We start from the raw sequence: 13,343 nt of genomic DNA, 5'->3' as shown, positions 1-13,343 counted from the left end.
TACCTGCATTTCCACCTCCAGAATAAAATACTCGAGCCAAGCGGACATGTCCATGCCGTTTTTCCTGCGCACTGGATTGATTTGGCGGCTGTTGAAAAAAGAGAAAAATTCCAGTCAGGTCTTTCCAGCTCTAAAACGAGAGCGAAACCGTTGCGTACATCGTAAACGGTGCACCCGTATGATAGGATGAGCCGAGGGTCTGATAATCGGCGGTATTGATGATGCTGATGTATTCCTTGTCAAAGATGTTATTGAGTGACAGAGAAATATCCATTTTTTTGATCGGTGTTTGCGGGAAGGCCTTGCTGTAGGTGACATCGAAATCAAAGACCACGGCATCGTCGATTTTTTCTTCCTGGAGAATATCTCCATATCTGCTGGAGCAGTACCGGACAACCGGGGAAAAGGAGAAATCGCCAAGGCGATAACTTACCATGCCTTTGACGAGGAATTCCGGGGCGTCCGGTACCTGATTCCCATCCACGGAAATCGTTTCGCCTGCCTTGTTGCTGATATCCTGGGAAAAATAGAAGCGGTTGTAGGAAAAGGATGCATAAATCGAGAGATTTTGCAAAGGCATGGCGCCGGCTTCCAGTTCAAACCCGTAGGCATCCGCATCAAAAATGGCGGCCGGGAAGGTTGCGTCGAGGGATGCATCATAATAGATGGCCGTTTTGTTTTTGTGCTTGGCATAATAGATGGTGGGAACGATATACAGTTTGTCTGTGATATATCTGAATCCGAAATCGAAATTGTCCGCGATCTCCAGTTCCTGATTGTCCCAGAGGTCCTGCAGGGTGATGCCCTTTGCATCGAACGCACTTTTCTGGGAAATGAAGTAGGGATAAAGAGCCACACTCATGCCATAGTTTCTGCCGTAGGAAAAATAACAGCTCAGTGAATCGGTCAGGACATAACTCACCCCGGCATTGGGAAGGATCTCATGGAAATCCTTGGATTGGACGCTCGCACTGGCTTCGATGGTGGTGGCCATTCCAAGGGCGGATTCATAACTGACGTCCGGAATGCCCTGGGTGTTATAAGTGGTTATCGAAGGCATGGAATAATTCAGATATTTCATGCCGGCTTCAAACTGGAACCGACCGATGGCATATTTACCGGAAACAAAAGGCGTTTTCTGACGATTGTGGGATGAATTGGAAAGAATCTGCCATTTGTCGAAAACGAGCCTGCCGTCGGACACCGTATATAATTTCCAGGAGGTGGGCGGTCCGGGTCTTTCCTGTTCAAGATAAAAATAGCCGATATCAAAATCCAGGGCGTTCAACAACTTCACGGAGTATTCCGCCTGCACACCGTTGAGGTCGTGATCGATGTCCCACCGGCGGATTCTGTTCTGGCCGTTTTTCATGGTTATCGTTTCCTGATAATAGCCCTTGTCATTCCAATAAAATGGCTTTAGCGTTATTTTCGAATTTTCCGTAACGGCATATTCGATATTGGCCAGAATATTGTGGTCCTCGAACTTGTTTTTGTTGTATCCATAATAAAAATAGTCAGATCGGTTGTCGCTAAAATCAGAATCGTAATTCTCGCCAAGTGATGAGGCCTGCTCAAAATCGAGCGGCCTGTACGGGTTGGCCTCTGTCTTGTTATAGCTGGAGAAGAATTCGAATTTGAGTCTGTCACCGAACATTTGCCTCAACCCCAGCATTGCATTCTGTCGCTTGGAATCTCCCTCCCCTTTCCACTTGTCCGCGGCAGTATTGGAATAGGATAAGAATCCGGCCGTTTGGGAAGGCAGGATCCCTGAATCAAGCCGCAAAAAGGTCCTCCTGGCGTCATGACTGCCCAAGGTCTGTTTCAGGTTGAACCCGAAGTCTTCTTCCGGCCGTTTGACCTCCATATCGATTTTTCCACCGATATTCGTGAGACCGAACCCCTTTTCCGCAGGCACGCCTCCCTTGTAAATGGAAATGCTGCTGAAGTTTTCCATGTCGTAAATATTGGCGCCGCCACCCGGTCTTGCCGACATTGGAACATTTTCCATGTTGACGGGCGTGGATGGGTTGCCGCCCCCCGTCGGTTCAATCCCTCTGAAGCGGAACGATTCGTGATAATTGCTGATATCCGCCAGACCCAGAGGGTCCACGCTTTGCTGATGCACGGATGGGATCAGGTTGATGGCCTTTGGTACGGACATCATGGACGTGGGCCCGAGGGCGCCTATCCCCTTTTCGGTGATTTTCGTCTTGGTGTTGGTTTCCGTGAAAAGAGGCCCCACAAATTCTTCTCTCTCGAATCGGCCTTGCACCACGACTTCGGGTAAGGTGACGACATCTTTTTCCTCATTCTCATCCTGAGCATTTACCGGCGTGAGAAACAGGGTCAACAAAACGAACAGCACAGATCCGATGCAAGTGAAACTTTTCATTAGCCCTTCCTTTTATCACGTTTATCCATGGTGTTAGCGCGTAGACCAATGCCAGACGGCACAAACCGTTATGACGAATGTTAAAATGTCGTTTTAAAACGTAGTAAATTATTGTTCAGAGTTATTGCCAATAACGTAATAACGGTAAAAAAGTCAAATAATATTTTAAAACGTTATTTTAGGTTTTTTGCCATGATGGCTATGATAGAATAATTTAAATTATATATTTTGAATTAAATGGCCTAAGTTTTATCGAAGAGAATTTATTGGCATCTCAGGAGATGGGAGGCATGTAGCGTTAAAAAACGTCATAAGGTGTATATAAATATTTATTGACTCACAAAAAGTCTCCGGGTCGTCATGCCGGATTTGGCCCGGTATCCTGAACCCGTTTAATGGCTGGTGTATTGGTCTTCTTCTCAAGTTGGGCACCCGGCGATGGTCAATATTGGGATCCGGCCGGGAAAGGTCCCACTGTTTTGGCGTGGGGTCGCATGGTGCGCTTGTCGTCAAGGGGTTTGTCTTCGCCTTTCCCCATGGCGATGGCCGTGAATTGTATCGACCAACCTTTCAATAAAATCTTTTGGCGTGAGCGTTTGCAAGCGAAGGTTAAAATGTGAGCTTAACTGAACGACTTGAGGCGGTAGCAAACCGCATTGTTCAAGGAACGAATGCTTTTCAAAGAGGTCGGCAACGCCCCCATCGAAGCATTTGCGGCCATTTTCAAGGCATACCGCCCGCAACATGTTTTCTGCAATGAAATCCATGTCGTGACTGATGACCACCACGCTTTTCCCATTGGATTGAAGCTGTCGCATGGCCGCTTTGAGCAGGTTGATTTCCCGAGGATCAAGGCCAGCGGTAGGCTCGTCGAGAACGACGATTTCCGTGTCCATGGCCAGGACGGAAGCGATGGCCAGCCGTTTGCGTTCACTGTAGCTCAGATCGTGGGGATTGCGCTCCTTCATGGTGAGAAGGTCGAAAGCGGATAGAGACGCATTCACTTGTTCGCGTACCCGCTCGTTTGCATATCCAAGGTTTTTCGGGCCGTAAGCCGTTTCATCCCATACCGTTCTTTTGCATATCTGATCATCGGGATTTTGAAACAAGAGGGCCACCACACCGGCAAGCTGCGCGACCCTTCTCTCGGTGGTGGGGATACCGTTGATTAACACCACCCCTTGCGAGGGGTGAAGAAGGCCGTTGAAGTGTTTTACGAGAGTTGTTTTTCCCGATCCGTTATGACCCAGCAAAGCAACACATTCCCCTGGTTGAATGGTTAGCGAGATATCTTTAAGAGCACAGACGCCAGTGTCATACCAATAAGAAAGGCCCTGTATCTCGATACCCATGATGAACCTCCTCTCAGTCTCTTCGTAATCCGTTTATGGTGTCTGCAAGGGTTGTTGCCAGGGGGCTGCCCTCGTGCCAGATGCCCTTGGCCCTTGCCAGATCGGCAATCGTGGTGAAACGGGTCCAGCCCAGTCCGATTTCTTTCAGGATCGGTGAAACCAGGATTTCGGCAGGAGGGCCGTCCAGAATTTTTTCTCCGTTGTTCAGGGCAATGACACGGTTTGCATAGATGGCGATCATTTCCAGGCGCTGTTCTGCGAGCACGATGGTTTTTCCCTGCCGGCGCAATCGATAAAGAATTTCAAAAACCTGCCTGGCGCTCAGCGGATCCAGGAAGGTCGTCGGCTCATCCAGTACCACGATTGGTGCATCGCTCGCCAGGGCTGCTGCCAGGGCTACCTTTTGCAGCTGACCACCAGAAAGGTGATGAGGGGAGCGATCCGCCACATGGGTCAGACCTGTCATGCGGAGCACGGCTTCAACCCGTTCCTGCATTTCGTGCCTGCTCATGCCCTGGTTTTCAAGACTGAAAGCGACTTCTTCACGAACAGTAAAACGAACACCGGAAAGCTGGTTCTCAGGCTTTTGCATGACCAGCGCGACAGACGATGGGCAGATCTTTGCAACGTTCGCTTCGGCGGTATCCATGCCGCATACACGCATGCGACCTTGCATGCGGCCATGATAGAGGTGGGGGATAACACCTGTAAGTGCAAGGCACAGGCTGGTTTTTCCGGAATTGTTGGCCCCGATGACAGCGACGAATTCGCCTTGTTCAATCTGCAATGAAAGCCTGTCAAGAGCCTTGTTATCCGCAGCCGGGTAGGTGTAGGAGAAATTTTCAGCCTCAATGATTGGCATCATTCAAACCGCCAGCCTGGACAGAAGGAGAAGTATGGATGCAAGTACCATCAGCCATCGAGTCGTCCGCTGCGCCTTTGAGTCGTGCACCATTCTCAGAGATGTTTTGGCACCCGACGCGTTGAAGCCGCGTATCTCCAATGCAATGGCGCGCTGCTCGATTTCGATGAGTGCGCCAAGCACGAAAGGCACGACCAATGGTACGAGCGATCGTATCCGTTTGAGCGGCCCCCCTTCGACGTCCAGCCCCCTGGCCCGCTGAGCGGCCTGGATGACACCGATTCTCGTGCGCATGGCCGGCAGCATCAGCAACGGGCTACCCATGAGGTAGGCCATGAAAGGCGGCCAACCGGCCTGGGTCAAAGCGGTTATGAAGTCCGCAGGGTGTGTGGTGAAGACGAAGAGAAGCGAAGCTGTGAAAACCGTCGCCAGCTGTAGGAGTTTGGTTCCGGAGAAGACTAACCCCTCCAGACCAAACAGGATGTTATGGTACGATACCAATGGCGTGTGATTACCGGGATACAGAAACCCATGGATGGGGATCATGAGCAGCGCAAGCGGAAGAAGCATGCGCCATGTGATCTTCCATACGGCGGAAAGAATACCGTTCGTTCCTGCTAAGACAAGGTTTAGCCCCAAAAGGACCGCATCCGGGATCCAGGCGCCGGGGGCACCATATGCCGCCAACCCTGCCAACAAGACATAGGCAAGCTTGTTGAAGGGGTGGTCGGAGTGAAGCGGGGATTTGCCCTCAATAAAGAGGGTGATGCTGCCTGAATGCAATGATATCTTCCATCACCTATTCATATTTGTCCGCCCATTATTCAGCGTCTACGGGTTGGTGGCGGTCAGCCGGGGAAAACGGGCCGATGTCCTTTCAGGCAGCGCCTTCACGATACCCCAGGCCAGCACAGCGGTGACCACTTTGTCCAACAGGTTTGACGTGAATACGGTGACCACCACCGATCCGAAAAGGTCCCTGCCCAGTGCCAGCATGTACGCCGTGATGAAATCCGCTCCGCTTCCGGTGATGCCGCCGAACATATAAAGCCTGATGGGTACGGCCACGATGGCGTTGAATACCGTGATGATCACGCCGGCAACAATGGCAAGCCACCAGTTTTTGAAAAGACCGTACCTGGCACACAGGCCAGCGACGATACCAATCACCATTGCCACCGGGGCAAACGCCGCAGCCACCGGGGAAGAGATTACGCCCCAGATCAAATTGGTAAACAGACCGGTCAGCCCACCAGCCCACGGTCCGGCAAAAACGCCTACCAGCACCGTGCCGATGGAATCAAGAAAGATGGGAAGCTTGAGAAGGGACACGAGTTGCCCGATAGCGATGTTGAGGACGATGGCGACGGCTATCAAGACCCAGGTGAATGTTGAAAAGTCCTTCTTCAGTTGTTCGTTAAATCCCATTTGATTACTCCTTATCAGGGGGTAACGGTTTGATTTCCAGTTCAGGGTAACCTGTCTGCTTGTCGAAGGTTCTCAAGAACCGGTATTGAGGGATAATTTCAATGATGATTTCGGCCGTTGTGTATATTTTGCACCCTTCAAGCAGATGGCCCCCGATGGTTTTGCCGTGCTTGTCGGAAATGGCGATATGAACGTGTGATCCGTGACGTGAAAGAACACCTGTGAGTGAAACGATTTCGAAGTGGCCATGCAGCAGGGTTGCTTCTTCCTGGTTGGCAAAGCGAAGTGTTGCGGTGGTAAGGCTGCCCACGCAGGTCAGAATGCCGGCGGCTTCAATGGCTTGTTCCCTTGCGATCCGTTCCAGTTCAACGAGGAGATCCTGTCCCGGGTGCAGTCGAAAGGCTATCGGCAACATTGACACTCATCCCTTTGTTCTCATGCACTTGCATGAATCGTACGATCCAACGATTAACGGTCCTATAGCATTCAAGATAATGTTTTTGGGCTACGTTATCAGTCGTCGCAGTATGGTTTATACGGCTTCCTCCCTCTGGCCTTACCAAAAAACATCATCTTCAATACTATATATATTTGTAATAGATTGACCACGATACGCATTTAAGAGAATCCCATTATATCATTTTGATCAACGCGACCAATTGATTGTTTTGATGGAGAGGTCGAATAAGAATAGAAAATAGCGATTCAGTAAGTGATCGTCTGATCGAGTTTTGCGGCGAGATCGGTCGTCGACCGAATCACTTCGTCCAGCAACGCCTCGAGCAGCGTTTCCTCTTCAGCGGTCATATCGTCTTCACCGAAAACATCAACGGCGTTCCGTATGACCTCAGCGAAGGACACGTTTCTATCCTTGGCGATTCGGTCAACCTTTTCGATCAGATTGGCCGGCATGAGAATCGGTTTTCGCAGCATGGCTGGATTATCCGCCGGCTGCGGTGTGTCGTCTGGAAACAATGGAAAAATCCCAGGACCAAGGTCCGAAATCTCAAAAAGCTTGGCATTTCGCATAAGGATGCTATGCGTTGCGGAAACGCCCGCAAAAAGTACTGGCGCATGAGCAAGGTCAAGTGGGTAATATTTGCTCTACCACACCGTTACTTCTTCGAACGAGGACTGTTCCTGCCTGCTCAATAACCTTCCTGATCAGCCGAATCGCCTTGGTACGCGATCCGTATGCCGGGTGGTGTGGGAGGGGGCAGCCGTGAGGTCACTCCCTATCCCGATGGGCTTTTCATCCTAATATACTGTTGCGACACGGTTTTCCACTGGATTGATTGAATTTAATTCGGCTGCTTCTGCCTGTTGAGCAAAATACAGATCCCATCTTAATTGAATATTCATCCAAAAGTCTGGAGAAACGCCAAAAAACTTGGACAATCTTAATGCTGTACTGGGAGTAACCCCTCGGCGACCATTGATGATTTCGTTAACTCTTTGATATGGAACGTGCATAGAATCAGCTAATTGCCCTTTTAGGCAGTGCTCGTATACTCGGCGCTTACGTACCGAAAGATGTGTGTTTACCCCGGGAGGCCCGCTGCATCTCGGGTACTGTCGTGTGAAATAGCCGATAAGGGGGAATCCGGCCAATTTCTGAGTCGTTCGGTAATCCCTCATCACCGCGGCATCAGCGCGAACACACCCCAGCCCAGGTATTCACGCGTGTAAGTGGCGTAGCGCTTGGGTTCTGAGGTTAGTTTGGCTCGAACATCTTTCGCGAACTCGTCGTCGGGATTGGCTTCAAGCCATCGGCGCATGGTGAGCCATTTGGCCGCCTCGTATCTGTCCCAGCCGTCTTGGTCAGCCAGAACCATTTCAACGACGTCGTAGCCAAGATGGTCAAAAGACACGAGAAGTTCTGAAAGCATGAGAAAGTCGGAGATCGAGTTAGCAAGACATCCCTTGGCAACATCTTCCGTCGGCGGTAACTGCCGCCAGTAGGGCTCGCCGATGAGGATGATCCCTTCGGTGCGCAGGCTCCGCGCCAGAAGCTCGATAGTGCCGACAACTCCTCCGGCGATCCAAGTGGCACCGACACAGGCTGCCACACTGACCTTCTCGTCAGAGACATAGCCGGCAGCATCGCCATGGATGAACTTGACTTGATCGGCGACGCCGAGTTCTTCAGCACGGAGTTTAGCTTGCTCGGTGAACAACTGGCTCATGTCGATGCCGATTCCGATGACGCCGTGATCGCGTGCCCAGGTGCAAAGCATCTCCCCCGAACCGCTGCCGAGGTCGAGTACCCGGGCCCCCGATTCAAGACGCAACGCCGCGCCGAGAGTGGCGAGCTTTGCGGGTGTGATCGGGTTGTGGATGCGGTGAGCACTCTCAATGATATTGAAGATCCGTGGAATATCCAATGCAGAAAATCTCCTTCCGGGTGTGAATAGATTCAGTCATTGATCGGGTAGCCGGGGGCTGTCACCAGCCCCGAGCCCCCTCAGAACCGTAGGTGACAGTTTCCCGTCATACGGCTCAAGCATTCATTAAGGCGTGCCTTTGCTGGGCAGCCCGGCCGTTTTCGTATTGAGTGAACTATGCTGGGCATGCTTGTTGTCCGTAGGCTCGCTTGAACCTGCGTCGTTTAAAGTACGTATCGTACTCTGGATCAAAGGTTTTGTCCTTTAATTTTTCAAACTCAATGCTATCAACCTGGCGGCAGACGTCCACAAGCAGAACAACGCCACCGTTCTTATCCATGACAGGGTCATATTTCCGGACATAATTCGCTTTGGGACCACCGTAACACCCCATTGTCATCAAAACCATGATAAAGCATAGAGTACGGACAAACATTTTCATTCCTTCCTTGCCATATGATGGTGCCAACGCGCTTCTCACCTGCAGGTGTGTAGCGGCAGCGGAACACCTGTCGGGTGAAGAAGAATGTTGTGTGCCGGGCACGGCACACATCTTAAAAGTGAGCCAAGCATATCAGTCGGTTGGATTGCTTGGCAAGTCTAAGAGCCCGTTTGATAAATCCGTCTAAAGCGCGCTAACGGCGTTGGAAAGTATCTCAACATGCTCACATATTACATATATGCCCCGCTTTTGAACCACTTTCCGCTTTGTTATCGGGCCTGATCCAGACTTCTCAAACAGGCTCTAAAAAATACGCCCTTACCGGATGGCGTGTGGGCTGGGTGATCGCTGCTGCCCGTTGGATGGAACAGATCATGAAGGTTCACGACGCAGCAACCATTTGCTCGCCCACCCCATCCCAGATTGCGGCCCTAGCGGCCCTGGAAGGCGATCAGGAATGCGTGCAGGATATGCGCAGCGAGCTGACCAAACGAAGGGCGCTTTGCTGCGAGCGACTTGACCGCTTGAGCGACTATTTCTCCTACGTGCCGCCCAAGGGGGCTTTCTACGTCATGTCCAAATACCGCTTTACCGATGACAATTCCCATGAGGTCGCCATCCGTCTACTGGAGGAGGCCAAAGTGATCACCATCCCCGGCGGTGCCTTTGGATTAGGCGGCGAGGGGCACTTGCGCTTGTCGTTTGGTTGTGAGGAAAAGGTGATCGATGAAGCCTTTGATCGAATCGAACGGTGGCTGCGGTGAGGAATGCTTAGGCGATTTCTGTCAAAGAATATACCCGCCTGCTTGTCTTTTCATCCGTCTTCTGCGTTGGGCGTTTCCACACATAGCTCCACTATGTGTAAAAAAGCCCGCCTTGAATACGAATGAAAATCATGCGCATCCTGGTATATTCTTATCCGCCAATCGCCTCAGGTTGAGCACTCGGTATCTGAAGCGATTGAAAAACAGGGTTTATACACGCGGCATACGATTTAAAATCGATCTGAAGTCATTTTTTTTTATGGTACCCATGTAACAATACCCTCATTGGGATTCTGTTCCATCCATCTCCAAAACGCTTCTAAGCTACGAACACCACCCTCAATTACGGATTGATAGATTAGAATAGACATTACTTTTTTATCAATTGGAATTGCGTTTTTTATCCGAAGGATTGCCTCGCGAGTCTCGTTTGTTAAAACTTTTGAAATGCGCTCAGCCACATTCTCAAAATAATCTACATAAAATGATCCGTTTAAAATATGGATCATGTCTATTTGCCATGAATTTCCATCCTGATCATCATAAAAAGCGTGCCACTCTATGCACTTATCTTCATCTTCGAGTAGATTTGTATAGCTAATTGTTTTAATACGTTTGTTTTCTGCAAATCTGGATACAGCTAAAAAGCTATCAGAAAGCTTGAATGGATTTGTGTAGATATGAAAATCGATGTCTCGATTATTTATCATCAACCCTGTTTTAAGTGAACCTACTAAATTAATAGTTGCTCCAATAGAGGTCCAATGTTTGACTACACCAGTTTCTTCAATAACAGACCAAGCTTTCTTTTGTATTTCCTTCGCGGTTTGCAAAATATCTCCCATGGATCTTAATCCCTTTAATTCAATGCCGAACGGTGGGGTGAGGGATGCGCAAAGAACCTATTCAGAAAAAGCCGCCACGTTAATTCGCGTCCAGCACCACTCTAAAGATAAATAAACCAATCACAAATATTGCAAACAATATTGCATTTGAACTACTTTCACTTATATTTTTTAAACCCATACATTATTATAGATATAGTAGAACTTATCACAGTACCAACGCGTTTGACTGAAAATGTTATTTTTTTATATGCTCAATATAGACGATCTTTATCTTTTGGTCCTTAAAAAATGGCGGATGTATCATCCAATCAACTAAACTAAGAAAAAGCAAAATTAGAAATATTCCAATTTTTCCCTGTGTACTATCAGATAACCTCATCTGAAAGTTTAAACCCTTGCTCTTCGACAATCCGCAGGCCCCTCGCCGCGGACTCCCTGGCCGTCGAGGCAGCGATGTTCAGTCGTTTTGATTGCTACCGTGCTCATCCCAAGTTCCCGCGTCGCCCAATAGCACAACACGCTGCGCGCCGTTACCGTTTTGCGTTGTTTTCCACCAGCCAACACGAATTCCAGATAGTGCCCTCTGGCCTGCGCGATCTTTTCGCCAAAAAGATTTAATACGTAATCAATATTATGAAATCCATGGATGACGTTGCCCATTATCACGCTATGACCGCAGTAAGGGTTGATATTCAACGCCTTTATTTCATCGACGATGCCGGCCCGCAAAGGATTGAGGTGAATATAGCGCACCAGTTCCAACAGGTAGGGATCTTCCTCGCACAAAATCGACTTGTAGCGATTCTGAAACAAGTGTCCAGATCGCCGATGCCGCCGGTTAAAACTAATCGCGTAACCGGTCAACAGCCTGCGCATCACCGTGGCGATGGGAACGGTTCCAGTCCTCCACTTAGATGACGGGTTCTGCCTTGCTATTCATAATGTGTCCACATACGGATAACTTTTACAATCTTTTGGTCTTCGATAACCTCATAGACCAGTCGGTGTTGAATATTTATACGACGGGAATATGCGCCAGCTAAATCGCCTACAAGTTTTTCATAGAAAGGAGGGGTCTGATAAGGATTTTCCCGCAATATTTCGATAATATTTTCGGCCTTTGTCTTGAAACCGGAGGCGGATAATTTTTTCGCGTCTTTTTGTGCTTGTTTTGTAAAAACGACCTTGTAATTTACCAATCGAGTTCCTCTTTGCAATCCTCAACAGGTGTTGCCAAACCTTCACGAATTGACTCGCGCATGCCTGGGATGTTTAACAGGTACATTGTTTCTTGGATTGCCCGCCAATCGTCCTCGGATAGAAGAACAGCATTGCCTCTTTTACTTGTAATTACAATTGGTTCATGGGACAAGGCGGTTTGGTCGATAAGACGGTAAAGTTTCGATCTTGCCTCAGTGGCTGATAAAGTCGGCATAAGTCACCTCAACATATTTTTCAAACAGCGTACGCTAATACGTACGACTTGTCAAGGTTTTTACAGGCAGAACGCCAAGTATAAGGCGCGGCGGCTTTTTGCCGTCGCTCTGGCCTTGATCATCGTTTCGGCCAGCAGTTTTGAACCTAAAACAAAGTCTTGTAAATATTCATAATAAATCTAGACATTTATGTTTTTCTAGGGTATATGCTTAAAGTATGACTCAAAAATAATACCCCAGAATCGTCGGCCAAGACAGGAAATCGCTGATATCATGGCAAAACATGAATCGGCATTCAAGGATAACCAGCGGGAAATTGCAAAACAACTTGGTATTCCTCGTTCAACGCTGCAGCATTGGATGGATCGAAAAGATTCTATTGATGCTGAGCCTGAGGTCAAGGCTTTTTTTGAATCACCAACCGGAACAGCCTTTTTACACCGATTGGTTGTCGCCGCTCAGTTTGTAATAACGCTTTTGGGGCCTGGGAGCGTTCGATTGGTCTGCGAATTTCTCGAATTGTCAGGCCTTTCGAAATTTATTGCCGCTTCGTACGGATCTCAGCAAAAAGTCTCGGTTGCTATCGAGCAAGCCACTGTCGATTTCGGCAATAAAGAAACCAATCGTATGGCAAAAGACATGGAACCTAAGGATATCACCGCTTGCCTGGATGAGACATTTCATCCTGAGACGTGTTTGGTTTCCATTGAACCGGAATCTAACTATATCTTGCTGGAAACATACGCCGATGGGCGCAAAGGTTCAGACTGGATGAAGGCGATGGAAGATGCATTGAAGGCTGTCGTTCATAATTATTTTATCAAGCGCAGAGATGAAACGACCCCAGCAGAAAGGTTTTTTGGTGCGAAGCCAAATGATTTGTTTTCTTTCTTGTTGGATAAAGCTGATATTCCGCGCAGGCCGGCAAAGAAACGTTTTAAACCAGAAGTAAAAAAGCCTCTCATTGCTGTGGGTTAGACGAAGTGGCCAAAACGATGATCAAGGCCACGATACGGTCATCGATCAATGAGTCGATGTATTGCAGTTCAATATCCTTAATGGCTGGATGAGGGCTGTGCTTTCCATAGAGTCTAAACAGTGGATCGGATTGGTGTTTGGCAATAAATTGCTGCCTAAAATCAAGGCTGACCCGCTACCTTATAAAGCCCAGGATGGACAAGTAAGGCGCCGCTACACTGTCCAAATTCAAATGGTTAAGAGACATCTGCAAATCTGTCTGCAGAAATATCTGCCGTTGATCAATAGCAATGCTAAAAAAGTTGCAAAGACATACAAACTAAAGTTTCCCCTTTTTGAAAGCAGCCCGGCGGGGTGAGTACTACTGAAGAATATTAATATTTCCTGTAATAACAGATGGTTAGCAAAATGGCGGTCGCCTGTAACCTATTGAAATCATTACAGATATCGGGAC

The 13,343-nt window shown here is 48.7% G+C and carries 18 protein-coding genes; 3 read left to right on the top strand and 15 right to left on the bottom strand.

Annotated elements, in window-relative coordinates; all coding sequences use genetic code 11:
• Positions 1 to 130 precede the first annotated feature (130 nt).
• The 11 genes from GN112_RS14625 to GN112_RS14575 form a co-directional block, all read right to left on the bottom strand.
• On the bottom strand, positions 131 to 2,395 hold the full coding sequence (locus GN112_RS14625; RefSeq protein ID WP_155310891.1) for a TonB-dependent receptor: 2,265 nt from the start codon (positions 2,393 to 2,395) through the stop codon (positions 131 to 133).
• A gap of 249 nt (positions 2,396 to 2,644) precedes the next feature.
• On the bottom strand, positions 2,645 to 2,908 hold the full coding sequence (locus tag GN112_RS35265) for a DUF1287 domain-containing protein (protein ID WP_155310890.1): 264 nt from the start codon (positions 2,906 to 2,908) through the stop codon (positions 2,645 to 2,647).
• Positions 2,905 to 3,747 carry an energy-coupling factor ABC transporter ATP-binding protein gene (locus GN112_RS14615; protein ID WP_155310889.1) on the bottom strand — a complete coding sequence of 281 codons (843 nt, stop codon included), beginning with the start codon at positions 3,745 to 3,747 and terminating at the stop codon, positions 2,905 to 2,907. The genes GN112_RS35265 and GN112_RS14615 overlap by 4 nt, the downstream gene beginning before the upstream one ends.
• Positions 3,748 to 3,760: 13 nt before the next feature.
• Complete coding sequence (locus tag GN112_RS14610; protein ID WP_197743328.1) at positions 3,761 to 4,612, bottom strand: energy-coupling factor ABC transporter ATP-binding protein; 852 nt, start codon at positions 4,610 to 4,612, stop codon at positions 3,761 to 3,763.
• Positions 4,613 to 5,392 (bottom strand): energy-coupling factor transporter transmembrane component T family protein, encoded by a 780-nt coding sequence (locus GN112_RS14605; protein WP_155310888.1) that lies wholly within the window; start codon positions 5,390 to 5,392, stop codon positions 4,613 to 4,615.
• Between the two features lie 48 nt (positions 5,393 to 5,440).
• Positions 5,441 to 6,037: an ECF transporter S component gene (locus tag GN112_RS14600; RefSeq protein WP_155310887.1), complete on the bottom strand. Its 597-nt coding sequence runs from the start codon at positions 6,035 to 6,037 to the stop codon at positions 5,441 to 5,443.
• Positions 6,038 to 6,041: 4 nt separating this feature from the next.
• On the bottom strand, positions 6,042 to 6,452 hold the full coding sequence (locus tag GN112_RS14595) for a PPC domain-containing DNA-binding protein (protein ID WP_155310886.1): 411 nt from the start codon (positions 6,450 to 6,452) through the stop codon (positions 6,042 to 6,044).
• Positions 6,453 to 6,742: 290 nt separating this feature from the next.
• Positions 6,743 to 6,970: a hypothetical protein gene (locus tag GN112_RS14590; RefSeq protein ID WP_155310885.1), complete on the bottom strand. Its 228-nt coding sequence runs from the start codon at positions 6,968 to 6,970 to the stop codon at positions 6,743 to 6,745.
• A gap of 324 nt (positions 6,971 to 7,294) precedes the next feature.
• Positions 7,295 to 7,675 carry a HigA family addiction module antitoxin gene (locus GN112_RS34860; protein WP_155310884.1) on the bottom strand — a complete coding sequence of 127 codons (381 nt, stop codon included), beginning with the start codon at positions 7,673 to 7,675 and terminating at the stop codon, positions 7,295 to 7,297.
• Positions 7,675 to 8,421 (bottom strand): SAM-dependent methyltransferase, encoded by a 747-nt coding sequence (locus tag GN112_RS14580; RefSeq protein ID WP_155310883.1) that lies wholly within the window; start codon positions 8,419 to 8,421, stop codon positions 7,675 to 7,677. The genes GN112_RS34860 and GN112_RS14580 overlap by 1 nt, the downstream gene beginning before the upstream one ends.
• Before the next feature lie 175 nt (positions 8,422 to 8,596).
• Entirely contained in the window at positions 8,597 to 8,890 is a 294-nt protein-coding gene (locus GN112_RS14575; protein WP_155310882.1) for a hypothetical protein, read from the bottom strand.
• Between the two features lie 239 nt (positions 8,891 to 9,129).
• Between GN112_RS14575 and GN112_RS14570 the strand changes: the two genes are divergently transcribed.
• The gene (locus GN112_RS14570) at positions 9,130 to 9,627 is read left to right on the top strand and encodes a pyridoxal phosphate-dependent aminotransferase (protein ID WP_269434914.1); all 498 of its coding nucleotides are present in this window, start codon (positions 9,130 to 9,132) and stop codon (positions 9,625 to 9,627) included.
• A 257-nt stretch (positions 9,628 to 9,884) separates the two neighbouring features.
• Here GN112_RS14570 and GN112_RS14565 read toward each other — a convergent pair whose 3' ends face one another.
• The 4 genes from GN112_RS14565 to GN112_RS14550 all read right to left on the bottom strand — a co-directional run bounded on the left by GN112_RS14565 (position 9,885) and on the right by GN112_RS14550 (position 11,910).
• The gene (locus tag GN112_RS14565) at positions 9,885 to 10,472 is read right to left on the bottom strand and encodes a nucleotidyltransferase domain-containing protein (RefSeq protein WP_155310880.1); all 588 of its coding nucleotides are present in this window, start codon (positions 10,470 to 10,472) and stop codon (positions 9,885 to 9,887) included.
• Positions 10,473 to 10,862: 390 nt separating this feature from the next.
• On the bottom strand, positions 10,863 to 11,237 hold the full coding sequence (locus tag GN112_RS14560) for a hypothetical protein (protein ID WP_155310879.1): 375 nt from the start codon (positions 11,235 to 11,237) through the stop codon (positions 10,863 to 10,865).
• Positions 11,238 to 11,407: 170 nt separating this feature from the next.
• Entirely contained in the window at positions 11,408 to 11,674 is a 267-nt protein-coding gene (locus GN112_RS14555) for a Txe/YoeB family addiction module toxin (RefSeq protein ID WP_155310878.1), read from the bottom strand.
• Positions 11,668 to 11,910 (bottom strand): type II toxin-antitoxin system Phd/YefM family antitoxin, encoded by a 243-nt coding sequence (locus GN112_RS14550; RefSeq protein ID WP_083456022.1) that lies wholly within the window; start codon positions 11,908 to 11,910, stop codon positions 11,668 to 11,670. Before GN112_RS14550 ends, GN112_RS14555 begins: the two co-directional genes overlap by 7 nt.
• A 274-nt stretch (positions 11,911 to 12,184) precedes the next feature.
• Between GN112_RS14550 and GN112_RS14545 the strand changes: the two genes are divergently transcribed.
• On the top strand, positions 12,185 to 12,889 hold the full coding sequence (locus GN112_RS14545) for a DUF6399 domain-containing protein (RefSeq protein WP_155310877.1): 705 nt from the start codon (positions 12,185 to 12,187) through the stop codon (positions 12,887 to 12,889).
• A gap of 61 nt (positions 12,890 to 12,950) precedes the next feature.
• Positions 12,951 to 13,247: a hypothetical protein gene (locus GN112_RS14540; RefSeq protein ID WP_155310876.1), complete on the top strand. Its 297-nt coding sequence runs from the start codon at positions 12,951 to 12,953 to the stop codon at positions 13,245 to 13,247.
• Positions 13,248 to 13,343: the final 96 nt, after the last annotated feature.

Source organism: Desulfosarcina ovata subsp. ovata (assembly GCF_009689005.1).
In the GTDB taxonomy this organism is placed as follows: domain Bacteria; phylum Desulfobacterota; class Desulfobacteria; order Desulfobacterales; family Desulfosarcinaceae; genus Desulfosarcina; species Desulfosarcina ovata.
This window is presented reverse-complemented; position numbering and strand designations above follow the sequence as displayed.

What these genes read in the sequence shown, in the direction of transcription:
- GN112_RS14625 (WP_155310891.1), bottom strand. Translation starts at nt 2,395, where the DNA reads ATGAAAAGTTTCACTTGCATCGGATCTGTGCTGTTCGTTTTGTTGACC.
- GN112_RS14615 (WP_155310889.1), bottom strand. Translation starts at nt 3,747, where the DNA reads ATGGGTATCGAGATACAGGGCCTTTCTTATTGGTATGACACTGGCGTC.
- GN112_RS14610 (WP_197743328.1), bottom strand. Translation starts at nt 4,612, where the DNA reads ATGATGCCAATCATTGAGGCTGAAAATTTCTCCTACACCTACCCGGCT.
- GN112_RS14600 (WP_155310887.1), bottom strand. Translation starts at nt 6,037, where the DNA reads ATGGGATTTAACGAACAACTGAAGAAGGACTTTTCAACATTCACCTGG.
- GN112_RS14595 (WP_155310886.1), bottom strand. Translation starts at nt 6,452, where the DNA reads ATGTTGCCGATAGCCTTTCGACTGCACCCGGGACAGGATCTCCTCGTT.
- GN112_RS14590 (WP_155310885.1), bottom strand. Translation starts at nt 6,970, where the DNA reads ATGCTGCGAAAACCGATTCTCATGCCGGCCAATCTGATCGAAAAGGTT.
- GN112_RS34860 (WP_155310884.1), bottom strand. Translation starts at nt 7,675, where the DNA reads ATGAGGGATTACCGAACGACTCAGAAATTGGCCGGATTCCCCCTTATC.
- GN112_RS14565 (WP_155310880.1), bottom strand. Translation starts at nt 10,472, where the DNA reads ATGGGAGATATTTTGCAAACCGCGAAGGAAATACAAAAGAAAGCTTGG.
- GN112_RS14550 (WP_083456022.1), bottom strand. Translation starts at nt 11,910, where the DNA reads ATGCCGACTTTATCAGCCACTGAGGCAAGATCGAAACTTTACCGTCTT.
- GN112_RS14545 (WP_155310877.1), top strand. Translation starts at nt 12,185, where the DNA reads ATGGCAAAACATGAATCGGCATTCAAGGATAACCAGCGGGAAATTGCA.